Source organism: Mesorhizobium sp. M0715, assembly GCF_040320355.1.
Classification (GTDB): Bacteria; Pseudomonadota; Alphaproteobacteria; order Rhizobiales; family Rhizobiaceae; genus Mesorhizobium.
This window is the reverse complement of record NZ_JAMYPL010000035.1, coordinates 18595-42652: the sequence shown is the minus strand read 5'-3', so window position 1 is coordinate 42652 and position 24058 is coordinate 18595. Positions and strand designations below refer to the sequence as shown.

Here is a 24058-nt window from a genome sequence, read left to right as displayed (position 1 = left end):
GCTCATTTCCGTTTTTCAGTTTGGGCCTGTCGGTAAGCCTCGGCGATACCGGCCGGCCCGAGCCTTGCCAGGCAAGCGGCGGCGGTTTCGCCTTGATATCGTGTGCCGCGGATCATTGCCGCGACGCGGCCAATGCCGCGCGCGGCGTCATAGCCCGGCCTGTAGCCCGCAGGAAGGGCCTTTGCCGTCGCGTTCACGACAAGTCCGGCTCCGTTTTCGCCGCCGACAATCGTCAGCGCCGCCGAGCCGGGGTGGGCGCAACCCTTGGCGCAGCCGGAAACGTGCAGGGTGAAGTCGAGGATGTCGGCATTTTCAGTGGCGATTGTCTCGGCAATGTCGCGCGTGGCGATGCGGCCGGAGGCGCAGGCTGGTGTGCCGGGGCAAGCGGCTATGCGCGTGCGCGGGTCGGTGGGGGCGGTGACGAAGCCGAGGGCGGTGGCGGTGTGTTGGAGCGATGAGTTGGCGGCCGGTGGCTGACCTAGGAAAAGCAAGACGCGGCCTGGGGCTGGGCGGATTTCTGACGTGCCGAGGGCGAGGGCGTGTTGAGCGAGGGCGATGAGCTTGTCGGCCGGCATGCTGCCGTAGGGGAGGGCAATGCCGAGGGCGTGGTCGGTCGATAAAGAGAAAAGACCGATAGGTCGGCGATCCTGCACACCCCCCTCTGTCCTGCCGGACATCTCCCCCGCAAGGGGGGAGATTGAGCCGTCATCGGCGCTTTCGCCAATTGCCGACGTCACGTCCACCGCCGATGTTGCAGGACGAGAGCCGGCGTCGGAACCGCCGATCTCCCCCCTTGCGGGGGAGATGTCCGGCAGGACAGAGGGGGGTGCGACGGAGTGCCAACCTGCGAGAGAGACCAATTGGCGCTCCGTCAAATCCCTCGCATGGGCCTCCCGACCCTTCTCGGCAATCATCCTGAGCACCGCAACGGCAATATCGCGCGCTACATCGTCATCGACCGTCGCAAGCGGCCTCGCGCTTTGACCATCACCGGCAACAGACACAGCCCACGGCACGCCAGCGCTGGCCCGCACCGCCTTCAGCCGCACATCGGCCGTCACCGCATCCATGGTCAACTGCCCACCGCCATCGACAATCACGGAAACCTTCGGCCCGAGCCGTTGCGTCAGCCCAGCCTCGTCAATTGCCGCCCTGATCCGCTCGGCCAGCGGCCGGGGATCGGCAATCTCTTGCGGGTCGGTGCCGGCCAGCGGCCCGGTCTCGACCGGCACGCCGGTGCGCACCGCGATATCAAGCGCATCGACCTCCGCCGCCAGCAGCGCCGCGCTGTCCGTGGTCAGCCCGCGTATCTGCAGACTGCCGCGCGCGGTGACTTCCATGATGCCGTTGCCATGCCGCAAGGCGGATTCGGCTAACCCGATCAAAAGCTTCGGCGACAATCCTCCAGAAGATGGGCCTCCAGCGACCGGGTTGAGCCGCACCAAAAGCCCGTCGCCGGTTTGCATTGGCGCCGACAAAGCCGGGCAGGCGCCGCGGCGCGAGAAGGCGTTCATGCAGCCACCCCAAGCGCCTCGGCCTCGGCAATCATGGCCGTCAAGTCGTCGTCGATGGAATTGCGCAGGGGATGCCAGAGGCCACGCCGTCGCGCCGACAGGAAGCGCTCGGCGATGACTTTGGCAGCGGCGGGGTTTTCGCGCAGGATGAAGGCGCGAACCTCGGGATCGCCGAGATAGGCATCATGCACCGCCTCGATCAGCGCTCCCGAAATGGCGTGCGTGGTTTCGGCAAAGCCGACCAGCCGGTCGACCGTTTCGGCGAATTCGGAGGCGCCGCGCGGGCCATGGCGCATCTGGCCTGATATGAAGCGTGGATTGACGGCGCGTGCGCGAACCACCCGCGACACAGCCTCGCTGACCGAGCGCGGCTTCGGCTTTTGCGGGTCCGTGGTGTCGAGCACGATGACGTCGGCATTCCTGCCGAGCGTTGCCAAGGCGGCCGAAAAGCCGCCGATGAAGGCGACGTCGGCGGAGCCTTCGAGGATGTCGCGGCCGGGGTCGTCGCCGGTGTGGACGAGAAGATCGGCCTCGGCGATGCGGGTTTCGAAGGCGCCGGGCACCGAGATGCCTTCTCCTTCTGCGCCGCCATAGGCGTGCGAGGTGGCGTCGAGATAGGCGCGGCCGATCTCTTCGCGCACCGCCCAGTTGCCGGAGGACAAAATATCCTCGACGCCAGCGCCATAGGTGCCGGGCGAGGTGCCGAAGATGCGCGGGCTGAGCTTGCCGTCGGCACGGGTTTTGGCCGCGAGCGGGTTTTCCGTATCGTCCTCGTCGCGGGCGGCTACCGCGTTGGCGGCGGCATCGATCAGTGCGATCTGGGTCGGGAACATATCGCGGAACAGGCCTGATATGCGCCAGGTGACATCGACGCGTGGCCTTCCGAGCGTGGCCGGCGACAATACCTCGATGCCGGTGATGCGGCCGGTCGCCGAATCCCATTGCGGCCGGCAGCCCATCAGCGCCAATCCTTGCGCGATCTCCTCGCCGCCGGTGCGCAGTGAGGCCGAGCCCCAGAGATCGATGACCAGCGAGCGCGGCCAGTCGCCATGCGATTGCATGTAGCCGCGCACCACTTCCTCCGCCGCTGCCTTGCCCAGATCATAGGCGGTCGGCGTCGGCATGGTGCGCGGGTCCGAGGTGAACAAATTGCGGCCGGTGGGCAGAACGTCCGAGCGACCCCGCGCGGGCGCGCCGGCCGGGCCGGCCTTGACGTGGCGGCCATCGAGTGCGGCGAGCAGCGCCGCCTTCTCGGCTGCCGCACTTTGGCGCCGCATGGCGTCGGGCTCGTCCTCAGGGGCGCGGCCATAGATATGCAGCCCGTCCTTGATGGCAAAATCCTTGAGGTCGCAGAGCCAGGCGTCGATGCGGCGCAACGCTTCGTCGGGCGCGTCGGTCGTGGCGACGCCGGCTTCGGAAGCGAGGCCGGTCTTCTGCGCCGTCTCGACGATCAGCTTGGCAAGGCGGTCGCGGCGGCGGCGGTCGAGCCCGTCGGCCTGGGCGTATTCGTCGACCAGCCTTTCCAGCTTGTGCTGGTCTTCATCCAGGCCGGCACCGGTCAGCGGCGGCGGCAAATGACCAAGGGTGACGGCGGCAATGCGCCGCTTGGCCTGCGCCGCTTCGCCGGGGTTGGAGACGATGAAGGGATAGATGACGGGCATGGCGCCGGTGACGATCTCGGGAAAGCAGTTCTCCGAAAGCGCAACGGTCTTGCCCGGCAGCCACTCCAGCGTGCCATGCGCGCCGACATGGACGAGCGCATGGACGCCGAGCGATTTGCGCAGCCACAGGCCGAAGGCGATCAGCGCATGGCGCGGCGGGAGCGTCGGGTCGTGGTAGTCGGCGCGGCGGTCGACGGAGCGGCCGCGGTCTGGGGCGAGGGCGACCGTGATGTTGCCGAAGGTGGCAGCGCGGAAGGGGAAGCTTTGGCGCGAGGCGCCCCCCTCTGTCCTGCCGGACATCTCCCCCGCAAGGGGGGAGATTGAGCTCTCATTGCCGCTTTCGCCAGCTACGAACGTCGCAGAATGAGCGCCGATGGCGGAACTGCCGATCTCCCTCCTTGCGGGGGAGATGTCCGGCAGGACAGAGGGGGGGGCCTCGCACAAACCTATCTCATATTCAGCCTTCCAAGCTGCATCTACGGCAGCAATTGCTGCAGACGGCAATGCCTTCGAGAACTCCACATAATCCCTCAAGGCCAAGCCATGCCCGCCCTGGCCCAGCCGCGCCAGCAACTCACGCGGCGTTTGCGGAATCCCCTCAACGACATAGCCCTGTTCGCTGAGGTCCTGCAGCATGGCCAGCACGCTGGACGGGACATCCAAACCCACGGCGTAGCCGGTGCGGCCGGGGGCACTGGGATAATCCGGCATCAGGATGGCCAGCTTGCGTTCGGCGCGGGCTGTCTCCTGCAGGCGGATAAAGGCCGCGACGCGGTCAGCCACTTGCGCCACACGATCCGGTTCCGGCCGGTTGGCAAAGGCGCGGTGGCCAAGTGCTGGATCGATCTCGCTCTCGCCCTTAAAGGAAATGGCGCCGGCCAGGATGCGGCCGTCGAGTTCGGGCAGCACGACATGCATGGCGAGGTCGGCGGGCGCCAGGCCGCGCTGGTTGGTCTCCCAGACGTCGCGGCGGGTGGTGGCGACGATGACCTGGAAGACCGGTACGCCGGCGCGGTCGAACAGGGTTTCAATGCCGGGTTCGGCGCCGGACGCGAAAGCGGTCGCGGTGATGATGGCGGCGGGATTGAGCGCGGCGAGTGCGGTTTCCACGAACGCCAGGGATGAGGGGTCCTTGAGGCTGGAGACGAAGATGGGGACCGGATTGATGCCGCGCTGGCGGAGCGCGTGGAAAAGCGCATCGATGGGCGCGACATCGGCGGCCAATAGCATCGAGCGATAGAACAGGATGGGGATGATAGGAGCGTTGACGTTGTCAGCGTCGAGTTCCTTCACACCCCCCTCTGTCCTGCCGGACATCTCCCCCGCAAGGGGGGAGATTGCGCTGTCATTGGAGATTTCGCCAATTGTCGAGGTTGCGGACGCGTCAGCTTCTAATGAAACGGGAAAAGAGCCGGCTTTGATGAAGTCCGATCTCCCCCCTTGCGGGGGAGATGTCCGGCAGGACAGAGGGGGGTGTGAAGGATCACCAACGACCCCAAGTCCTGGCTCATAAAACCCGGCTTTCGGCACTGGAACCGGCTCTGCTACGTCCGCATCCGATCCAGCCAGCCCCGCCAATCTCCGCACCAGCGCGCTCATATTCGCCGGGCCGCCCTCGCGGAAATAGTCGAGCAGGCCATCGAGCTCCTCGCGCGGTAGCGTCGAGGCTTCGATCAGGCGCAGATCCTCGTCGCGGCATTCGCCGGGCAGCAGCGCCAGTTTGATCCCGCGTTCGCGGGCGGTCGAGGCAAGCTGGTCGCAGCCGTAGCGCCACCAGTCGTAGCCGCCGAGGATGCGCACGAGGATGACCTTGGCGTGGCGGGCGACGCTGTCGACCCAGAGGTCGACGGACATGGGATGGCGCAGGTCACGCAGGGCCGCCAGCCGCATCGAAGGCAGGTGTTCCGCTTCGGCCTTCCAGGCCGCCGCCAGTCCGGCGAGGTCGCTGTCGGTGAAGGACAGGGCCACGATATCCGCCGGCGTCTGCCGCAGATCGACCGGCTCGGCGAGGTCGTCGAGCGAGGCGGATGTCGTGGTGAGGATGTGCATCGCAACCCGTGTCCGAGATCAGCCGGCGAGTATACGCTCGATCGCCGGGCGGTTCAGCCCCTTCAGGCCGATGACGACGAGACGCGAGCGGCGGTCGTCCTGCGCGGTCCAGGCGCGGTCATAGTAATGATTGACGCGCGGCCCGACGGCCTGCAGCAAGAGCCGCATGGGCTTGCCGCCGACCTCGACGAAGCCTTTTACGCGCAGCACGTTCTCTTCTTCGGCGACGGTGGCGACGCGCTTTGCCAACTCGTCCGGATTGGCGATCGAGGCAATGTCGACGATGAAGGTGTCGAAGTCGTCATGCTCATGGTCGAATGCGCCGTCATGGTGGGACTTGCGGTTTTCGATGTCGTCCTCGACGGCGAGACCGAGCCCGAGTAGCACGGAGGGATCGACCTTGCCATGCGACGTCGGCACGATCTTCACCGCGCGGGCGGAATGTTCGTTGATGATGGCGTTGGCGCGGGCGGTGCCGGCGGCGTCCATCAGGTCGCTCTTCGACAGGATGATCAGGTCGGCGCAGGCGATCTGATCCTCGAACACTTCTTCCACCGGATCGTCATGGTCGAGCGTCTCGTCCCCGGCGCGCTGCGCCTGCAAGGCGTCCATGTCGTTGGCGACGCGGCCTTCGGCCAGCGCCGGGCCGTCGACCACGGCGATGACGCCATCGACTGTGACGCGGCTCTTCACGCTCGGCCACTGGAAGGCCTGGACCAGCGGCTTGGGCAGCGCCAGGCCCGAGGTTTCGATCAGGATGTGGTCGACCCTCGGCGTCAGCGCGAGGATCTTGTCGAGCGCCGGCACGAAATCGTCGGCGACGGTGCAGCAGATGCAGCCATTGGCCAGTTCGACGATGTTTTCCTCCGGGCAGGTGTCTATGCCGCAGCCCTTGAGGATCTCGCCATCGATGCCGATGTCGCCGAATTCGTTGACAATGATGGCAATGCGCTTGCCGCCGGCGTTTTCCAGGAGATGGCGGACCAGCGTCGTCTTGCCGGCGCCGAGGAAGCCGGTGACGACGGTGCAGGGAACGCGGGAGAGGTTCGCAGGCGAATCTGGGGCAGTCATGGTCAATCCTTCAGCAGGTCTAAGGGAGGGATGCGGGCAACGAGGCCACGCTTCAGGCTATCGGGGCGGCCGCGCCATGGAATCAGGGCGTCCTTCGAGGTGGCGAAGAGCTTGGCGCCTGTCACGAGGTCGGCGCCGCTGGTCGTGGTCAGGTCGCCGAAGACATAGCTCCAGCACCCGTCGCGCAGGATGGCGGCGCTGAGGCGGCGCTTGCAATTGCCGAGGCATTCGACGCTGCGGATGCGGATGTCGTCGCCGGATGCGGCGCGGCGCGTGTCGTCCGCCAGCAATTCGCCGGCGCGGGGATGAGCGTCGGCGCCGGTCTCATCGCGGCAGGAGGCGCAGACGATGATGGTGACGCCGGCCAAGGCATCATCATGGCCGGACGAAATATCCGCTGTGCCAGCCGAAAAACTGCTGTCGTGGTCCAAGATCGGGCTCCTTGCCCGGAAACCCGCCGGGCGATCGGATTCTAAAGTCGCAGACGGCAGGTCTCCTGGCTCGCGGGTCATCGCCTTGGTAGCCGCCTTCCCGGGAACTCCCCAGTGGCTTTCGGCCTTGGCTCTTCGCTTACAGTTGCGGGGACAGCCGCGGATTTGGGATTTTGCCCCGCACCGCATTCCCTCTTAGCTCTTGCCGTTGCGGGCAAGAGACCATCTGAACCGGATTTAGGCTTTTGCGGGCAGCGGTGTCAACGCAACGCAGGGGCAATCTGAAATCAGGGGCGGGGACGCTTCACTACCACTGACCGCTCTTCGCGAATGCCATCTTCGTTGTTGGGATCAGGAAAAGCTGTAACGAAAGCCGTCAGAAGGATATCTCCATCTTGCCGGTCCAGCCATCCGGCGCCGTCACCCACATCGAAGTAAATGCCATCAACTTTGAAGCCAAATGTGTCTCCAGCAGGTCAGGGTAGCGTTTTCGGATTGCCTGCGCATGTACGTCCCATGAAAAGGACGAAATCCTATCGAGGCACTCCTGCACCTCTTGGGTCAGCCTGGCTTTGATATCCATTGTTTATCCGCTAGCCTGTGTACGTTGGCTCAATTGTTATCTCCCGGCAACGCAAGGATGACCTGACGCAGCGCCTGGTACCCGTCGCCGTGGTGCCAGTCCTGATCAACGAGGAGCTCTTGACCTTCCGGCCAAGTTTCGTTGTCCAGGAGAATTTCGTTGCCGACCAGTGCTCCGCCATAGCTCGCCAGGAATATCCGGATGAAATGACTGCCAGGGCGAACCTTAGCCGTGAACAGTTTTTCCAAGCGGGCATAAAACGCTGGATATGTCCGGTTGAGAGTGCATTCCACTGCAGCCTGTGTGATCACAGGTCCACCGTAGATCTTCCAGCCAGCATCATTCCGTTGCCAGAATGCAATCTCGGCTTGCATGTTCTCGCAAACATGCTCCGCAAGGCCCTCGATCAGCACATGAAATACACCGATCAGGAATTTTCCGAATGCTTGGAAAATCGCCTGTTCACGCGTGTCGCCCAGTCCAACAAAAGATTCGATGACCGGCTGAGTGCCTAGCAACGGTGAGAAGACGTAGATTTCGAGAACAAGCCTGCGACCCGAGCCTGACGGCTCCTTGTCGAAAACTTGGGCTTCAAAGCGCAGGTCTTCCAGTTCAATCCTGACATCGTTCTGTCCACGGATGGCGCTGATCCCATGCGCAATCAACGCTTCGTGAATCAGGTCGAGAACCTCTTGCGATGCCATCATTGAACCTAGGCCGACAAAACTCCCTCAAACGGCTGCAGCCGACGGCTGATGTCAAGAGCGCCCGTCGCTGATCACGCTCAGCAGCGCCGGACCCAAATCCCCGGCAGGCGTCACTTCGATGCGTTCGAGTCCGAGCCAGCCCTGCATCTGCTTCAATTCCTCGAACAGCTCTGCAGCGGTTTCAGGCGGTGCACCGGGCTCCGCATAGGCCGCATGGACGCGCAGTATGCTGGCCGGACGGTCGGCCTTGAGGTCGACGCGTGCCACGATCCTGTCGCCGAGCAGGAACGGCAGGACATAATAGCCATATTGCCGCTTGTCGGCCGGCGTGTAGATCTCGATGCGGTAGTGGAAATCGAACAGCCGCTCGGTGCGCGACCGCTCGAAGACGACCGGATCGAACGGCGCCAGCAGGGCGCGGGCCTCGACTTTGCGCGGCAGGCGGGCGTCTTTGTGAAGATAGGCGGGCTTGTCCCAGCCTTCGACACGCACCGGCAGCAACTCGCCCGTTTCAACCAGTTCCTCCAATCGGCCTTTCATATCGGCCGGCGACAGGCGGAAATAATCGCGCAAATCGCCTGAAGTGCCCACGCCGTGGGCGCGGGCGGAAATGCGCAGCAATTCGCGGTGCGCGTCCTCGGGCGTGGGCACCGGCAGGTCGAGGACCGCCTGCGGCAGCACGCGTTCGGGCAGGTCATAGAAGCGCTCGAAACCGCGGCGGTGCGCCGTGGTGATGCGCCCGGCCCAGAACAGCCATTCGAAGGCGTGCTTGGCATGGCTCCAGCCCCACCAGCCGCCCGAGCCTTTCTGGCCCTCCAGCGCGGAAGCGGCGATCGGGCCGCGCTCGGCGACCTGGCGGTAGATCTCTTCGATATAGGCAGCGTGTTCGCGGCCCCATTTGGCGAGCCCCAGATACATTTCCTCGCCGCGCTCGGCGCGCTGCATGCGCCAGCGCATCAGCGGGTATGTCTCGACCGGCAGGAAGGAGGCCTCGTGCGCCCAGTATTCGAAAACCGTGCGCTTGCGCGTCACGGCCGCGTTGTCGAGCAGCGAGAACGGGTAGGGGCCAAGGCGCGAATAGAGCGGCATATAATGAGCGCGCACCACGGCGCTGACGGAATCGATCTGCAGCAGGCCGGTGCGGGAGAGGGTGCGGGCAAAATGCCGGCGGTCGGGCGTACCGGTCGGGCGGGGATCGAGGAACCCCTGGGCGGCAAGCGCGATGCGACGGGCCGTGGGGAGCGAGATCTTTTCCTTCATGCAGGCATCACTTTGAAGTGTTTTGACCGAGGGTCGAAAGGCTGATTCCAACGCATGCTAGCAGGGTTTTGGCGGCATCCATGTCAGGAGAGAAAAGTGGAGTAATAGGCGCAGGAAATCAAACAGGAGCGGATCGGACCAGTTTGCCGCGATATGCCGTCCAGGTCGGTGTTTTGAACAAGGTTTGACTTGCTTCGCTGGAAGTGCTGCGCTAACCCTCGCCGCGTTGCAGCATAGGCCCTTAAAACGGTTCAGCGGTTAAACTGTCACGCTTCCGCATTAGGGTCCGGTGCTGTAATCAAAGTGGATTGGCACCAACGGAAAGCCGAGCATGAACGCACTCTTGAGCTCATACCTGCCCATCGTCCTGTTCATAGGCGTGGCGCTGGTTGTCGGCCTGGCGCTGCTGGCCGCGCCCTTCCTGGTGGCCTATCGCAATCCCGATCCCGAAAAGCTTTCCGCCTACGAGTGCGGTTTCAACTCGTTCGACGACGCCCGCATGAAGTTCGACATCCGTTTCTACCTGGTGTCGATCCTGTTCATCATCTTCGACCTGGAAGTGGCCTTCCTGTTTCCGTGGGCGGTGTCGTTTTCGAAGATCGGCATGCTCGGTTTCTGGTCGATGATGGTGTTTTTGGCGGTGCTGACCATCGGCTTTGCCTATGAATGGAAAAAAGGAGCGCTGGAATGGGATTGAACGACAGTTCAGGCACCCTCGTCGCGCCGAAGCCCAAGGGTATTATCGATCCCAACACCGGCAGGCCGGTGGGGGAGGACGATCCCTTCTTCCTCGAGATCAACAATGAGTTGGCCGACAAGGGCTTTTTGGTCACTTCGACCGAGGCGCTCATCACCTGGGCGCGCAGCGGGTCGCTGATGTTCATGACGTTCGGCCTCGCTTGCTGCGCGGTCGAGATGATCCACACCTCGATGCCACGCTATGATTCGGAGCGGTTCGGCGTCGCGCCGCGTGCGTCCCCGCGCCAGTCCGACATCATGATCGTCGCCGGCACGCTGACCAACAAGATGGCGCCGGCGCTGCGCAAGGTCTACGACCAGATGCCGGAACCGCGCTACGTCATCTCGATGGGCTCCTGCGCCAATGGCGGCGGCTACTACCATTATTCCTATTCGGTGGTGCGCGGCTGCGACCGCATCGTGCCGGTCGACATCTATGTGCCCGGCTGCCCGCCGAGCGCCGAAGCGTTGCTTTACGGCATTCTTCTGCTGCAGAAGAAGATCCGCCGCACCGGCACGATCGAACGGTAAATCCATGACCGCATCCCTGAGCGAACTGTCGACATATCTCGGCGAGAAGCTGATCGGCCGCGTGAACGACGCGGCGATTGCCTATGGCGAACTCACCGTTCAAGTCGAGCCACGCGATCTGGTCGAGGTGATGACCTTCCTGCGCGACGATGCGCGCTGCCAGTTCATCTCGATCGTCGACGTCTGCGGCGCCGACTATCCGTCGCGGGCCAAGCGCTTCGACGTCGTCTACCACCTGTTGTCGCCGAAGCAGAATGTGCGCATCCGCGTCAAGGTGCAGGCCGACGAGGAAACCATGGTGCCGTCGATCACCGGCGTGTTCCCCGGTGCCGACTGGTTCGAGCGCGAGACCTACGATCTCTACGGCGTGCTGTTCTCTGGCCACCCGGATCTGCGCCGCCTGTTGACCGACTACGGTTTCGAAGGCCATCCGCTGCGCAAGGATTTCCCGCTGACCGGATTCGTCGAGGTGCGTTACGACGACGAGGCCAAGCGCGTCATCTACGAGCCGGTCGAGCTCAAGCAGGAATTCCGCAATTTCGATTTTTTGTCCCCTTGGGAAGGCACCGATTACGTGCTGCCGGGTGACGAGAAGGCAAAGCAGTAAATGGCTGAAACCTCGGTCCGCAACTTCAACATCAATTTCGGCCCGCAACACCCTGCGGCGCACGGCGTTTTGCGCCTTGTGCTGGAGCTGGACGGCGAAGTCGTCGATCGCGTCGATCCGCATATCGGGCTCTTGCATCGCGGTACCGAAAAGCTGATCGAAGCCAAAACCTATTTGCAGGCGATCCCTTATCTCGATCGGCTCGACTATTGCGCGCCGATGAACCAGGAGCACGCCTTCGCGCTCGCCGCCGAGCGCCTGCTCGGCATCGAAGTGCCGAAGCGCGGCCAGCTGATCCGGGTGCTTTACTGCGAAATCGGCCGCATCATGTCGCACATCCTCAATGTGACGACGCAGGCTATGGACGTCGGCGCGCTGACGCCGCCGCTGTGGGGCTTCGTCGAGCGCGAAAAGCTGATGGTGTTCTATGAGCGCGCCTCCGGTTCGCGCATGCATGCCGCCTATTTCCGCCCCGGCGGCGTCCACCAGGACCTGCCGCGTCAACTGGTCGAGGACATCGGCAAGTGGATCGACCCGTTCCTGAAGTCGATCGACGACCTCGATCAGCTGCTGACCGGCAACCGCATCTTCAAGCAGCGCAATGTCGATATCGGCATCGTCTCGCTGGCGGATGCCTGGGCCTGGGGTTTTTCGGGCGTGATGGTGCGTGGCTCGGGTGCAGCCTGGGACCTGCGCAAGTCGCAGCCCTATGAATGCTATTCGGAAATGGATTTCGACATTCCGATCGGCAAGAACGGCGACTGTTTTGACCGTTACCTCGTGCGCATGGAAGAAATGCGCCAGTCGGCGAAGATCATGCGCCAGTGCGTCGACCTTCTGCTCGGCAAGGAAAGCACCGGCCCGGTGTCGAACCTCGACGGCAAGGTGGTGCCGCCCAAGCGCCAGGCGATGAAGCGCTCGATGGAAGCGCTGATCCATCACTTCAAGCTCTACACCGAGGGTTATCGCGTACCCGCCGGCGAGGTCTATGCCGCCGTCGAAGCGCCGAAGGGCGAATTCGGCGTCTATCTGGTCTCCGACGGCTCCAACAAGCCCTACCGTTGCAAGCTGCGCGCGCCGGGTTTCGCGCATCTGCAGGCGATGGATTTCCTCTGCCGCGGCCACATGCTGGCCGACGTCACCGCCGTTCTCGGCTCCCTCGACATCGTGTTTGGTGAGGTCGATCGCTAAATGTCAGTCCGCCGTCTCGCAGAAGCCAGCGTCCAGCCAGCCTCCTTCGCCTTCAACCGGGCGAATGCCGCGGCTGCGAAGCAATGGATCAAGAAATATCCGAAGGGTCGCGAACAGTCGGCCATCATTCCCTTGCTGATGATAGCGCAGGAGCAGGAAGGCTGGGTGACGAAGGCGGCGATCGAGACGATCTCCGACATGCTCGGCATGCCGCGTATCCGCGGGCTCGAGGTCGCGACCTTCTACACGCAGTACCAGTTGAATCCGGTTGGCACGCGTGCGCACATCCAGGTCTGCGGCACCACGCCCTGCATGCTGCGCGGTTCGGAAGCGCTGATGGATGTCTGCCGCTCCAGGATCCATCACGACCAGTTCCACGCCAACGACAAAGGCACCTTGTCCTGGGAAGAGGTCGAATGCCTTGGCGCCTGCGTCAACGCGCCGATGGTCATGATCTTCAAGGACACGTTCGAGGATCTGACGCCGGAACGCCTGGCTGAAATCATCGATCTCTATGACGCCGGCAAGGGTGCTTCGGTGGAACCGGGGCCGCAGAACGGCCGTACCGGCTCGGAGCCGGCCTCCGGCCTCACCACGCTGAAGAGCGAAAAGGCGATCCTCAAGTCGACCCGTGAAAGGGAAGCCAGGGAAGCGGCCAGGGCCGCCAGGGCGGCGCCCGACGCGATCATCGCAGGGCCCGTGCCGGCACCGGCTGCGGCCCCTGTCGCGCCGTCCAACACCAGCAAGCCGAAGACCGACGCCCCTGAAACCAGCCCGGCATTGAAGACGCCTTCAAAAACCAAGGTCGCGCCGACGGTTGAAAAGGCGGCGAGCGTTGCCGCCCCACTGCATTCGGCCGCCAATGCCAACAAGGCAGACTCCAAGGTCGAGCAGGTTTCCAAGCAGCGCAACGGTCCAATAACCAAGGCCGAGCCGGCATCCGCCTTCAAGGCGCCGGAGGTCAAGGTACCGGCAGCCAAGCCGGCCAAACCGTCGCTCGAGGACAAGAACCGTCCGGCCGGCATCGATAAACCGGTACAGGTCGATGACCTAAAGCTGATCTCCGGCGTCGGCCCCAAGATCGAGGGCATCCTGCATACGCTGGGCATTTTTACCTTCGCGCAGGTCGCGTCGTGGAAGAAGGCCGAACGCGAGTGGGTGGATGGCTATCTCTCTTTCCAGGGCCGCATCGATCGCGACGACTGGGTCAAGCAGGCCAAGGCGCTCGCCAAGGGTGGCGTGGCCGAATACATCCGCGTCTTCGGCAAGAAGCCGGTCTGAGGGACGAAAAATGCTCGGGGATAAAGACCGCATCTTCACCAATATCTACGGCCTGTTCGACAAGTCGCTGGCCGGCGCGATGGCGCGCGGCGCCTGGGACAACACGCCCGGCATCGTTGCCAAGGGGCGCGAGTGGATCGTCAACGAGATGAAGGCGTCGGGCCTGCGCGGTCGCGGCGGCGCAGGCTTCCCGACCGGGCTCAAATGGTCGTTCATGCCCAAGCAGAGCGACGGCCGGCCGAGCTATCTCGTCATCAACGCCGACGAATCCGAGCCCGGCACCTGCAAGGACCGCGACATCCTGCGCAACGACCCGCACACGCTGGTCGAGGGCGCGCTGCTTGCCGGTTTCGCCATGGGCGCGATTGCCGCCTACATCTATGTGCGCGGTGAGTTCATCCGCGAGCGCGAGGCGCTGCAGCGCGCGATCGAGGAAGCCTACGAGGCCAAGCTGATCGGCAAGAACAACACGTCCGGCTACGATTTCGACATCTACATGCACCACGGCGCCGGCGCCTATATCTGTGGCGAGGAGACAGCGCTCCTCGAAAGCCTCGAAGGCAAGAAGGGCCAGCCCCGGCTGAAGCCGCCATTCCCTGCCAATGTCGGCCTCTATGGCTGCCCGACCACGGTCAACAATGTCGAATCGATCGCGGTTGCGCCGACCATCCTGCGCCGCGGTGCGGCCTGGTTCTCGTCCTTCGGCCGGCCCAACAATGTCGGCACCAAGCTGTTTTGCATCTCTGGCCACGTCAACAATCCGTGCACGGTCGAGGAGGCGATGTCGATCCCGTTCCGGGAGCTCATCGAGACGCATTGCGGCGGCATTCGCGGCGGCTGGGACAATCTTTTGGCGGTCATACCGGGCGGCGCCTCGGTGCCGCTGGTGCCGGCCGAGCAGATCATCGACGCGCCGATGGATTTCGACGCCTTGCGCGACCTCAAATCCGGCCTTGGAACCGCGGCTGTCATCGTCATGGACAAGTCGACCGATGTCGTGAAGGCGATTGCGCGGCTTTCCTACTTCTACAAGCACGAGAGCTGCGGCCAGTGCACGCCATGCCGCGAAGGCACTGGCTGGATGTGGCGGGTGATGGAACGGCTGGTGCGCGGCGAGGCGCAGAAGCGCGAGATCGATATGCTGCTCGACGTCACCAAGCAGATCGAGGGCCACACGATCTGCGCGCTGGGCGACGCGGCGGCATGGCCGATCCAGGGCCTGATGCGGCATTTCCGCGGCGAAGTGGAGCGGCGCATCGACGAGTTTTCGCGCAATGCGCACCGGGCGGAGCCTGTGATGGTGGCGGCGGAATAGAATAACGTTTTTATGCGGATGAAAGTCCGCAGCGAAGGGCGGGGCGAACGAAGAAACGACCAGGAGAACTCTATGGCGCCGTATTCGAACCCGCTGATGCCCAATTTGGACCAGATCGAGAAGATGAACCAGGACTTGACCAGGATGATGCCGAAGGAGATGGCCAGCGCCGTCAACCTTTTCGTGCATCCCGTGGCGGGTGCGGCGGCGATGTCGGCGCTTGGCCTCGGGCTCGCCAACCATGCTTTCGGCGTCTGGCTGGGCGCGCTTTCAGGTGCGGCAGAAGCCTCGCAGCGGCTGCTGCAGCCGATCGTCGATGATTTCGAGGCGCGCGTCGCGCAGTTCGACGATCCGAACTCTTCCTCCACCAAGGCGCGGGCGACGGCGAAAACCATGATCGCGGAGGCGCAGTCCTTCGCCAGGGAGGTCACCGATATCGCCGCCAAGGAAGCCGCCACTGCCGTGCCGGCCGCAAATGCGGCTACGGGCGGCGCCGGCGATGCGCTGATGCCCGAGGATTTCAGGCAGCCCAACGCCATGGAGAAGCCGGCCATTCCGGCAGATCTCAAGGCCATCTCGGGCATCGGGCCGAAGCTGGAAAAGGTTCTCAACGGCCTCGGTATCTGGACGTATGCCCAGATCGCGGCATGGACGCCGCAAGAGGTTGCCTGGGTCGAGGACTATCTGTCGCTCGGCGGCCGCATCGGCCGCGACGATTGGAAAACCCAAGCGGCGGCGCTCGCCGTCAAGAAGTGAATGAAGTGCCCGACGTGGTCTCGACCGCGTCCGGAAAAAGAGATTGCGGGAACTCCGCAGGGGTTTGAGGCGAATGGCAAAGCTCAAGGTCGACGGGAAAGAGATCACTGTACCCGACCACTACACGCTGCTGCAGGCGGCGGAAGACGCTGGCGCGGAAGTGCCGCGCTTCTGCTTCCATGAGCGGCTGTCGATCGCCGGCAATTGCCGCATGTGCCTGATCGAGGTGAAGGGCGGGCCGCCCAAGCCGCAGGCCTCCTGCGCCATGAACGTGCGCGACCTGCGTCCCGGCCCGAATGGCGAGGCGCCGGAAATCTTCACCAACACGCCGATGGTCAAGAAGGCCAGGGAAGGCGTGATGGAGTTCCTGCTGATCAACCATCCGCTGGATTGCCCGATCTGCGACCAGGGCGGCGAATGCGACCTGCAGGACCAGGCGATGGCCTTCGGCGTCGATTCCTCGCGCTATCACGAGAACAAGCGCGCGGTCGAAGACAAATACATCGGACCGCTGGTCAAGACGGTGATGAATCGCTGCATCCACTGCACGCGCTGCGTCCGCTTCACCACCGAAGTCGCCGGCATTTCCGAACTGGGCCTGATCGGCCGTGGCGAGGATGCAGAGATCACCACCTATCTCGAACAGGCGATGACCTCGGAGCTGCAGGGCAATGTCATCGACCTTTGCCCGGTCGGCGCGCTGACCTCGAAGCCATTCGCCTTCCAGGCGCGACCGTGGGAGCTGACCAAGACCGAATCCATCGACGTGATGGATGCGGTCGGCTCGGCGATCCGCGTCGATAGCCGGGGCCGCGAAGTGATGCGCATCCTGCCGCGCGTCAATGAGGCGGTGAACGAGGAGTGGATCTCCGACAAGACCCGCTTCATCTGGGACGGCCTGCGCACGCAGCGTCTCGACCGCCCCTATGTGCGCAAGGACGGCAGGCTGGTTGCCGCCAGCTGGGCCGAGGCCTTCGCTGCGATCAAGGACGCGGTGTCGAAGACGGCGCCCGAAAAGATCGGCGCTATCGCGGGCGATCTCGCCGCCGTCGAGGAAACCTATGCGCTCAAGCTGCTGATGGCTTTGCTCGGCTCGAAGAATACGGATTGCCGCCAGGATGGCGCCGCACTCGACCCGGCGCTCGGCCGTGCGAGCTACATCTTCAACCCGACCATCGAAGGCATCGAGCAGGCCGATGCGGTGCTGATCATCGGCGCCAACCCGCGCTATGAAGCCTCGGTGCTCAACGCCCGCATCCGCAAGCGTTGGCGGATCGGCAATCTGCCGGTCGGCGTCATCGGCGATGTCGGCGACACGCGCTACGACTACGAACAGCTGGGCGCCGGACCGGATTCGCTGAAGGATTTGGCGGATGGCAATGGCAAGTTCTTCCAGGTGCTGAAGAAGGCGACGCATCCGCTGATCATCGTCGGCCAGGGTGCGCTGGCGCGTGCCGATGGCGCGGCCGTGCTCGGCCAGGCGGCCAAGCTCGCCGCCGCTGTCAACGCTGCCCGCGCCGACTGGAACGGCTTTGCCGTGCTGCATAATGCGGCCGGACGTGTCGGCGGCCTCGATCTCGGCTTCGTGCCGGGCGAGGGCGGCAAGACCGTCGCCGGCATGCTGGGCGAAATGGAGCTGCTGTTCCTGCTCGGCGCCGACGAGATCGACATGGCCAAGACCGGCGGCGCCTTCGTCGTCTATATCGGCACGCATGGCGACCAGGGCGCGCATCGCGCCAATGTCATCCTGCCGGCGGCCGCCTACACGGAAAAGTCGGCCACCTATGTCAACACCGAAGGCCGCGTGCAGCAGACCAACCGCGCCGGCTTCGCGCCGGGCGAGGCGCGCGAGGACTGGGCGATCCTGCGGGCACTGTCGGATGTGCTGGGCAAGAAACTGCCGTTCGATTCGCTGCCGCAACTGCGCGCCAAGCTCTATGGCGAATACCCGCATCTGGCCCGTATCGACCAGGTCGCGGCCGGCAATGCCGAGGACATCGCTGGGGTGGCGAAGCTCGGCGGGCGGCTGAACAAGGGCACCTTTACGTCGCCGGTGACGGATTTCTACCTGACCAACCCGATCGCGCGGGCATCGGCCGTGATGGCGGAATGCTCGGCACTGGCCAAGAGCGGCTTCAAGCAGGCGGCGGAATAAGCATGGACACTTTCTTCTCCTTCTACGTGCTGCCGGCGCTGCTGATCCTGTTGAAGTCGGTCGTGCTGATCGTCGTGCTTTTGATCTTCGTCGCCTATATCCTCTACGCCGACCGCAAGATCTGGGCGGCGGTGCAGCTGCGCCGTGGCCCGAACGTCGTCGGCCCCTGGGGCACGCTGCAGGCCTTCGCCGATCTGCTGAAATTCGTCTTCAAGGAGCCGGTCATCCCGTCCGGCGCCAACAAGGGCGTGTTCCTGCTGGCGCCGCTGGTCTCGGCCGTGCTGGCGATCTCGGCCTGGGCGGTCATCCCGGTCAATCAGGGCTGGGCGATCGCCAACGTCAATGTCGGCATCCTCTATGTCTTCGCCATCTCCTCGCTCGAAGTCTATGGCGTGATCATGGGCGGCTGGGCGTCAAACTCGAAATATCCGTTCCTCGGCGCGCTGCGTTCGGCGGCTCAGATGGTGTCCTACGAAGTCTCGATCGGCTTCGTCATCGTCACTGTTCTGCTCACCGCCGGCTCGCTCAACCTGTCCGACATCGTGCTGTCGCAGCATGACGGGCTTGGTACGCGGCTTGGCCTGCCCAACACCTTCCTCGACTGGAACTGGCTGGCACTGTTTCCGATGTTCATCATCTTCTTCATCTCGGCGCTGGCCGAGACGAACCGGCCGCCTTTCGATCTGGTGGAAGCCGAATCGGAACTGGTCGCCGGCCACATGGTCGAATATTCGTCGACGCCGTTCCTTTTGTTCTTCCTCGGCGAGTATGTCGCCATCGTGCTGATGTGCGCGCTGGCCACCATCCTGTTCCTTGGCGGCTGGCTGCCGCCCTTCGATTTCGCGCCGTTCACCTGGGTGCCGGGCGTCATCTGGTTCGTGCTGAAAGTCTGCTTCGTGTTCTTCGGCATCTCCATGGTGAAGGCGTTCGTGCCGCGCTACCGCTACGACCAATTGATGCGGCTTGGCTGGAAAGTGTTCCTGCCGATCTCGCTGTTCATGGTGGTCGCCACCGCGGCCTTCCTCAAGATCACGGGGTTTGCGTGATGTCCGCTCTTTCCCAAGCCGCAAAATCGCTGCTGCTGCAGGATTTCGTCAGCGCCTTCTTCCTGTCGATGCGCCAGTTCTTCGCGCCGAAGGAGACGATCAACTATCCTCACGAGAAGGGGCCGACCAGCCCGCGCTTCCGTGGCGAGCATGCGCTGCGCCGCTATCCCAATGGCGAGGAACGCTGCATCGCCTGCAAATTGTGCGAGGCAATCTGCCCGGCGCAGGCCATCACCATCGAGGCCGGCCCGCGCCGCAATGACGGCACGCGCCGCACGGTTCGCTACGACATCGACATGGTGAAGTGCATTTATTGCGGCTTCTGCCAGGAAGCCTGCCCGGTCGACGCCATCGTCGAGGGGCCGAATTTCGAATTCGCGACGGAGACGCGCGAGGAACTCTACTACGACAAGGACAAGCTGTTGGCGAATGGCGACCGGTGGGAGCGCGAACTGGCGCGCAACATCTCGCTGGACTCGCCCTACCGCTGATATTTGACGCATGGACGGGGCAGGGGCCTCGTCCAGAGGATGATCCCGAAAAGTTGCGGACTTTTTCGGACCAGATCATGCTCCGGAATACAGAGTGGCCCATGTTTCTTTCGATCGGGCCTTTCAACCCGATCGGAACATGGGCTAGGACAACGCGGCTTTGGAACCGGAGGCGGAACCAGGCCAGAGACAACAAACAGGACGAGCGTCCTGTTCGTACAGGAACCCGGGGGATCCCCAATGTTGAGTGGACTAGAGGCGGCCTTTTTCTACCTCTTCGCCTTTGTCGCGGTGGCGTCGGCGTTCATGGTCATTTCGTCGCGCAACCCCGTGCATTCGGTGCTGTTCCTGATCCTGACCTTTTTCAACGCCGCCGGCCTGTTCATGCTGACCGGGGCCGAGTTCCTGGCGATGATCCTGCTCGTCGTCTATGTCGGCGCGGTGATGGTGCTGTTTCTGTTCGTCGTCATGATGCTCGACGTCGATTTCGCCGAGATGAAGGAAGGCGCCCTGCAATATGCGCCGATCGGCGCGCTGGTCGGGCTGATCCTGGCGGCGGAGCTGATCGTCGTTCTCGGCGGCTACACTTTCGCGCCGCAGCTCGCTTCGACGGTCTCCAAGCCCATTCCGGATCTCGCCACGCGGACCAACACCGCCGCGCTCGGCGACATCCTGTATACCGACTACCTCTACTACTTCCAGATTTCGGGCCTCATCCTGCTGGTCGCCATGATTGGCGCCATCGTGCTGACGCTGCGCCATAAGCCAGGCGTCAAGCGGCAGTCGATCGCGGCCCAGGTCGGCCGCACGCCGGCGACCGGCATGGAAATCCGCAAGGTCAAGACAGGCGAGGGACTCTGAGATGGTTGTCGGCATCGCACATTATCTGACCGTATCGGCTGTTCTGTTCACGCTCGGCGTGTTCGGCATCTTCCTGAACCGCAAGAACGTCATCGTCATCCTGATGTCGGTTGAACTGATCCTGCTGGCGGTCAACATCAATTTCGTCGCCTTTTCGGCGGCACTGGGCGATCTGGTCGGCCAGGTGTTCGCGCTGTTCGTGCTGACGGTAGCTGCGGCCGAGGCCGCCATCGGACTTGCCATTCTCGTCGTCTTCTTCCGCAACCGCGGCTCGATCGCGGTCGAAGACGTGAACATGATGAAGGGTTGACGGAACCACCATGTATCAGGCCATCGTCTTCCTTCCCCTGCTCGGCTTCCTGATCGTCGGCCTGTTCGGCACGTCGCTCGGCGCCAAGGCGTCCGAATACATCACCTCCGGTTTCCTGGTGATCGCGGCCGTGCTGTCGTGGGTCGCTTTCTTCACCGTCGGTTTCGGCCATGGCGAGGTGTTCACCGTGCCGGTGCTGCGCTGGATACAGTCGGGCGGACTGGAAGCGTCCTGGGCACTGCGGATCGACACGCTGACGGTGGTCATGCTGCTGGTGGTCAACACCGTCTCGGCGCTGGTCCACATCTATTCGATCGGCTACATGCACCACGATCCGAACCGGCCGCGCTTCTTCGCCTATCTGTCGCTGTTCACCTTCGCCATGCTGATGCTGGTGACGGCGGACAACCTCGTGCAGATGTTCTTTGGCTGGGAAGGCGTGGGGCTGGCGTCCTACCTGCTGATCGGCTTCTGGTACAAGAAGCCGTCGGCCAATGCCGCGGCAATCAAGGCCTTTGTCGTCAACCGCGTCGGCGATTTCGGCTTCGCACTCGGCATCTTCGGCGTGTTCGTGCTGTTCGGCTCGGTCAATCTGGGCACGATCTTCGCCAATGCGGCAACGTTCATTCCGGCCGAAGGCGCCCCGCACGGCGCCGCCGTGCTGACCTTCCTCGGCTATGCGCTGGACAAGCAGGCGGCCATGACGATCGTCTGCCTGCTGCTGTTCATGGGCGCCATGGGCAAGTCGGCGCAAGTGCCGCTGCACACCTGGCTGCCGGATGCCATGGAAGGCCCGACACCGGTTTCCGCGCTGATCCATGCCGCCACCATGGTGACGGCCGGCGTGTTCATGCTGGCACGGCTGTCGCCGCTGTTCGAACTCTCGCATTCGGCGCTGACTGTCGTGACCTTCATCGGTGCCTTCACGGCCTTCTTCGCGGCCACCGTCGGTCTCGTCCAGAACGACATCAAGCGCGTCATCGCCTACTCGACCTGCTCGCAGCTCGGCTACATGTTCGTGGCGCTCGGCGTCGGCGCCTATGGCGCGGCGATCTTCCACCTGTTCACGCATGCCTTCTTCAAGGCGCTGCTGTTCCTCGGCTCGGGCTCGGTCATCCATGCCGTGTCCGACGAGCAGGACATGCGCAAGATGGGCGGCCTCAGGAAACTGATCCCGACCACCTACTGGATGATGGTGATCGGCACGCTGGCGCTAACCGGCGTCGGCATTCCGGTGACGGTCATCGGCACCGCCGGCTTCTTCTCCAAGGACGCCATCATCGAGAGCGCCTTTGCCGGCCACAATTCGGTTGCCGGCATGGCCTTCGTGGCTCTGGTCGTCGCCGCTTGCTTCACCTCCTTCTACTCCTGGCGGCTGATCTTCATGACCTTCCACGGCAAGCCGCGGGCGAGCCATGAAGTGATGCACCACGTCCATGAATCGCCGCCTGTGATGCTGGTGCCGCTGTTCATCCTGGCCGCTGGCGCACTGTTTGCCGGCATCATCTTCCACCGCGCCTTCATCGGCGAGGGCTATGCCGAGTTCTGGAAGGCATCGCTGTTCACGCTGCCTGACAACCACATCCTGCACGACATCCACGAATTGCCGCTGTGGGTCGAACTGTCGCCCTTCATCGCCATGCTGATCGGCTTCGCGCTGGCCTGGAAATTCTACATCCGCTCGCCGGAAATGCCGGTCAACCTCGCCGCGCAGCATCGCGGGCTGTACGCCTTCCTGCTCAACAAGTGGTATTTCGACGAGCTCTACGACTTCCTGTTCGTGCGGCCCGCCAAGCGCCTCGGCCATTTCTTGTGGAAGACCGGCGACGGCACCATCATCGACGGCCTCGGCCCGGATGGCATTTCGGCGCGCGTCGTCGATGTCACCGACCGCGTCGTCAAGCTGCAGACCGGCTATCTCTACCACTACGCCTTCGCCATGCTGATCGGCGTTGCCGCACTCGTCACCTGGATGATGCTCTGATGACCGCCTGGCCAATCCTCTCGCTGGTCACCTTCCTGCCGCTGGTTGGTGTGCTGCTTATCCTGTTCATCAATGACGACAGCGAAAATGCACGCCGCAACATCCGCTCCATCGCGCTGTTGACGACGACGTTCACGTTCATCATCTCGCTGTTCATCTGGACCGGATTCGACAATTCGCAGTCCGGCTTCCAGTTCGTCGAGAAGGTCGCGTGGCTCGACTCCGGCATTTCCTACCATATGGGCGTCGACGGCATCTCGATGCTGTTCGTCATCCTGACGACGTTCCTGATGCCGCTGTGCATCCTGGCGTCGTGGGAATCGATCGAGAAGCGCGTGAAGGCCTACATGATTGCCTTCCTGCTGCTCGAAACGCTGATGATCGGCGTGTTCTGCGCGCTGGACATCGTGCTGTTCTACGTCTTCTTCGAAGCCGGCCTGATCCCGATGTTCATCATCATCGGCGTCTGGGGCGGCAAGCGGCGCGTCTACGCCTCGTTCAAGTTCTTCCTCTACACGCTCGCCGGCTCGGTGCTGATGCTGCTCGCCATCATGGCGATGTTCTTCCAGTCCGGCACAACCGACATCCCGACGCTGCTGACCCACAACTTCCCGGCCAACATGCAGACCTGGCTATGGCTTGCCTTCTTCGCCTCCTTCGCGGTGAAGATGCCAATGTGGCCGGTGCACACCTGGCTGCCCGATGCGCACGTCGAGGCGCCGACGGCGGGCTCCGTCATCCTGGCCGGCATCCTGTTGAAGATGGGGGGGTATGGCTTCCTGCGATTCTCCTTGCCGATGTTCCCGCTGGCGTCGGAAATGTTCGCGCCGCTGGTCTTCGCGCTGTCCGTCGTCGCCATCATCTACACCTCGCTGGTGGCGCTGATGCAGGAAGACATGAAGAAGCTGATCGCCTATTCGTCGGTTGCTCATATGGGCTTCGTCACCATGGGCATCTTCGCCATGAACCAGGAAGGCGTGCAGGGCGCGATTTTCCAGATGCTCAGCCACGGCCTCGTCTCCGGCGCGCTGTTCCTGTGCGTCGGCGTCATCTACGACCGCATGCACACACGTGAGATCGCCGCCTATGGCGGCCTGGTCAACAACATGCCGAAATACGCCACGGTGTTCCTGATCTTCACCATGGCCAATGTCGGCCTGCCCGGTACCAGCGGCTTCGTCGGCGAGTTCCTGACCATGCTGGGCGTGTTCCGGGTCAACACCTGGGTGGCGTTCTTCGCCGCCACCGGCGTCATCCTGTCGGCCGCCTACGCGCTCTGGCTCTACCGCCGGGTGATCTTCGGCGCACTGACCAAGGAGAGCCTGAAGGGCCTGCTCGATCTGTCGCCGCGCGAGAAGGTGATCATCTACCCGCTGGTCGTGCTGGTCATCTTCTTCGGCGTCTATCCCGCCCCGGTCTTCGACGCGACGGCCGAATCGGTCAAGTCGCTCGTCACCAATGTCACTGCATCCATCGGCGCCGCGCAGACCGCGGCGGCGAACTGACCAGAGGTTTT

At 63.5% G+C, this 24058-nt stretch carries 21 protein-coding genes and 1 riboswitch; of the genes, 14 read left to right on the top strand and 7 right to left on the bottom strand.

Features of this window, described 5'->3' with window-relative positions; genetic code table 11:
- Nucleotides 1–2 precede the first annotated feature (2 nt).
- The 7 genes from cobG to NKI21_RS29230 form a co-directional block, all read right to left on the bottom strand.
- On the bottom strand, nt 3–1514 hold the full coding sequence (cobG, locus tag NKI21_RS29260) for a precorrin-3B synthase (protein WP_352868686.1): 1512 nt from the start codon (nt 1512–1514) through the stop codon (nt 3–5).
- Nucleotides 1511–5224 carry a cobaltochelatase subunit CobN gene (locus NKI21_RS29255; protein ID WP_352439821.1) on the bottom strand — a complete coding sequence of 1238 codons (3714 nt, stop codon included), beginning with the start codon at nt 5222–5224 and terminating at the stop codon, nt 1511–1513. Before NKI21_RS29255 ends, cobG begins: the two co-directional genes overlap by 4 nt.
- An 18-nt stretch (nt 5225–5242) precedes the next feature.
- Nucleotides 5243–6295 (bottom strand): cobalamin biosynthesis protein CobW, encoded by a 1053-nt coding sequence (cobW, locus tag NKI21_RS29250; protein ID WP_352439822.1) that lies wholly within the window; start codon nt 6293–6295, stop codon nt 5243–5245.
- A gap of 2 nt (nt 6296–6297) precedes the next feature.
- Entirely contained in the window at nt 6298–6726 is a 429-nt protein-coding gene (locus NKI21_RS29245) for a DUF1636 family protein (RefSeq protein ID WP_352868682.1), read from the bottom strand.
- 38 nt (nt 6727–6764) lie between these two features.
- A riboswitch (cobalamin riboswitch) is annotated at nt 6765–6968 on the bottom strand.
- Nucleotides 6969–7102: 134 nt separating this feature from the next.
- Entirely contained in the window at nt 7103–7309 is a 207-nt protein-coding gene (locus NKI21_RS29240) for a hypothetical protein (protein WP_128304422.1), read from the bottom strand.
- A gap of 29 nt (nt 7310–7338) precedes the next feature.
- Nucleotides 7339–8016, bottom strand: a complete 678-nt coding sequence (locus NKI21_RS29235; RefSeq protein WP_023812390.1) for a DUF6348 family protein — start codon at nt 8014–8016, stop codon at nt 7339–7341.
- Between the two features lie 51 nt (nt 8017–8067).
- Entirely contained in the window at nt 8068–9276 is a 1209-nt protein-coding gene (locus NKI21_RS29230; RefSeq protein ID WP_352439824.1) for a winged helix-turn-helix domain-containing protein, read from the bottom strand.
- A gap of 331 nt (nt 9277–9607) precedes the next feature.
- Between NKI21_RS29230 and NKI21_RS29225 the strand changes: the two genes are divergently transcribed.
- From NKI21_RS29225 to NKI21_RS29160, 14 genes are all read left to right on the top strand, one after another.
- Nucleotides 9608–9973, top strand: coding sequence for an NADH-quinone oxidoreductase subunit A (locus NKI21_RS29225; protein WP_010910112.1), 366 nt, complete (start codon nt 9608–9610; stop codon nt 9971–9973).
- Nucleotides 9964–10545 (top strand): NuoB/complex I 20 kDa subunit family protein, encoded by a 582-nt coding sequence (locus tag NKI21_RS29220; RefSeq protein ID WP_013531090.1) that lies wholly within the window; start codon nt 9964–9966, stop codon nt 10543–10545. Before NKI21_RS29225 ends, NKI21_RS29220 begins: the two co-directional genes overlap by 10 nt.
- A 4-nt stretch (nt 10546–10549) precedes the next feature.
- Complete coding sequence (locus NKI21_RS29215; protein ID WP_352439825.1) at nt 10550–11152, top strand: NADH-quinone oxidoreductase subunit C; 603 nt, start codon at nt 10550–10552, stop codon at nt 11150–11152.
- A complete protein-coding gene (locus NKI21_RS29210) occupies nt 11153–12343 on the top strand; it encodes an NADH-quinone oxidoreductase subunit D (RefSeq protein WP_352439826.1) in 1191 nt (396 codons plus the stop codon).
- Nucleotides 12344–13624, top strand: a complete 1281-nt coding sequence (locus tag NKI21_RS29205) for an NADH-quinone oxidoreductase subunit E (protein WP_023812386.1) — start codon at nt 12344–12346, stop codon at nt 13622–13624.
- A gap of 10 nt (nt 13625–13634) precedes the next feature.
- Nucleotides 13635–14939, top strand: coding sequence for an NADH-quinone oxidoreductase subunit NuoF (gene nuoF, locus NKI21_RS29200; protein ID WP_023812385.1), 1305 nt, complete (start codon nt 13635–13637; stop codon nt 14937–14939).
- A gap of 72 nt (nt 14940–15011) precedes the next feature.
- Nucleotides 15012–15695 (top strand): helix-hairpin-helix domain-containing protein, encoded by a 684-nt coding sequence (locus tag NKI21_RS29195; protein WP_352868676.1) that lies wholly within the window; start codon nt 15012–15014, stop codon nt 15693–15695.
- Nucleotides 15696–15768: 73 nt separating this feature from the next.
- Nucleotides 15769–17850 carry an NADH-quinone oxidoreductase subunit NuoG gene (nuoG, locus tag NKI21_RS29190; RefSeq protein WP_352868673.1) on the top strand — a complete coding sequence of 694 codons (2082 nt, stop codon included), beginning with the start codon at nt 15769–15771 and terminating at the stop codon, nt 17848–17850.
- 2 nt (nt 17851–17852) lie between these two features.
- Nucleotides 17853–18896: an NADH-quinone oxidoreductase subunit NuoH gene (gene nuoH / locus NKI21_RS29185; protein ID WP_352868670.1), complete on the top strand. Its 1044-nt coding sequence runs from the start codon at nt 17853–17855 to the stop codon at nt 18894–18896.
- Nucleotides 18896–19387 carry an NADH-quinone oxidoreductase subunit NuoI gene (gene nuoI, locus NKI21_RS29180; protein ID WP_023812382.1) on the top strand — a complete coding sequence of 164 codons (492 nt, stop codon included), beginning with the start codon at nt 18896–18898 and terminating at the stop codon, nt 19385–19387. The genes nuoH and nuoI overlap by 1 nt, the downstream gene beginning before the upstream one ends.
- 240 nt (nt 19388–19627) lie before the next feature.
- Nucleotides 19628–20248 (top strand): NADH-quinone oxidoreductase subunit J, encoded by a 621-nt coding sequence (locus tag NKI21_RS29175; protein ID WP_023812381.1) that lies wholly within the window; start codon nt 19628–19630, stop codon nt 20246–20248.
- Nucleotide 20249: 1 nt separating this feature from the next.
- Nucleotides 20250–20558, top strand: a complete 309-nt coding sequence (gene nuoK, locus NKI21_RS29170; protein WP_010910101.1) for an NADH-quinone oxidoreductase subunit NuoK — start codon at nt 20250–20252, stop codon at nt 20556–20558.
- Nucleotides 20559–20568: 10 nt separating this feature from the next.
- On the top strand, nt 20569–22542 hold the full coding sequence (gene nuoL / locus NKI21_RS29165) for an NADH-quinone oxidoreductase subunit L (protein ID WP_352723146.1): 1974 nt from the start codon (nt 20569–20571) through the stop codon (nt 22540–22542).
- Entirely contained in the window at nt 22542–24047 is a 1506-nt protein-coding gene (locus NKI21_RS29160; RefSeq protein ID WP_023812379.1) for an NADH-quinone oxidoreductase subunit M, read from the top strand. Before nuoL ends, NKI21_RS29160 begins: the two co-directional genes overlap by 1 nt.
- The last annotated feature ends 11 nt before the right edge of the window (nt 24048–24058 follow it).

Coding starts and splice junctions, on each gene's coding strand:
- NKI21_RS29215 (WP_352439825.1), top strand. CDS start 10,550: ATGACCGCATCCCTGAGCGAACTGTCGACATATCTCGGCGAGAAGCTG.
- NKI21_RS29230 (WP_352439824.1), bottom strand. CDS start 9,276: ATGAAGGAAAAGATCTCGCTCCCCACGGCCCGTCGCATCGCGCTTGCC.
- NKI21_RS29210 (WP_352439826.1), top strand. CDS start 11,153: ATGGCTGAAACCTCGGTCCGCAACTTCAACATCAATTTCGGCCCGCAA.
- nuoI (WP_023812382.1), top strand. CDS start 18,896: ATGTCCGCTCTTTCCCAAGCCGCAAAATCGCTGCTGCTGCAGGATTTC.
- nuoG (WP_352868673.1), top strand. CDS start 15,769: ATGGCAAAGCTCAAGGTCGACGGGAAAGAGATCACTGTACCCGACCAC.
- cobG (WP_352868686.1), bottom strand. CDS start 1,514: ATGAACGCCTTCTCGCGCCGCGGCGCCTGCCCGGCTTTGTCGGCGCCA.
- NKI21_RS29160 (WP_023812379.1), top strand. CDS start 22,542: ATGACCGCCTGGCCAATCCTCTCGCTGGTCACCTTCCTGCCGCTGGTT.
- NKI21_RS29240 (WP_128304422.1), bottom strand. CDS start 7,309: ATGGATATCAAAGCCAGGCTGACCCAAGAGGTGCAGGAGTGCCTCGAT.
- nuoL (WP_352723146.1), top strand. CDS start 20,569: ATGTATCAGGCCATCGTCTTCCTTCCCCTGCTCGGCTTCCTGATCGTC.
- NKI21_RS29220 (WP_013531090.1), top strand. CDS start 9,964: ATGGGATTGAACGACAGTTCAGGCACCCTCGTCGCGCCGAAGCCCAAG.
- NKI21_RS29175 (WP_023812381.1), top strand. CDS start 19,628: ATGTTGAGTGGACTAGAGGCGGCCTTTTTCTACCTCTTCGCCTTTGTC.
- nuoF (WP_023812385.1), top strand. CDS start 13,635: ATGCTCGGGGATAAAGACCGCATCTTCACCAATATCTACGGCCTGTTC.
- nuoH (WP_352868670.1), top strand. CDS start 17,853: ATGGACACTTTCTTCTCCTTCTACGTGCTGCCGGCGCTGCTGATCCTG.
- NKI21_RS29205 (WP_023812386.1), top strand. CDS start 12,344: ATGTCAGTCCGCCGTCTCGCAGAAGCCAGCGTCCAGCCAGCCTCCTTC.
- NKI21_RS29235 (WP_023812390.1), bottom strand. CDS start 8,016: ATGATGGCATCGCAAGAGGTTCTCGACCTGATTCACGAAGCGTTGATT.
- cobW (WP_352439822.1), bottom strand. CDS start 6,295: ATGACTGCCCCAGATTCGCCTGCGAACCTCTCCCGCGTTCCCTGCACC.
- NKI21_RS29225 (WP_010910112.1), top strand. CDS start 9,608: ATGAACGCACTCTTGAGCTCATACCTGCCCATCGTCCTGTTCATAGGC.
- nuoK (WP_010910101.1), top strand. CDS start 20,250: ATGGTTGTCGGCATCGCACATTATCTGACCGTATCGGCTGTTCTGTTC.
- NKI21_RS29255 (WP_352439821.1), bottom strand. CDS start 5,224: ATGCACATCCTCACCACGACATCCGCCTCGCTCGACGACCTCGCCGAG.
- NKI21_RS29195 (WP_352868676.1), top strand. CDS start 15,012: ATGGCGCCGTATTCGAACCCGCTGATGCCCAATTTGGACCAGATCGAG.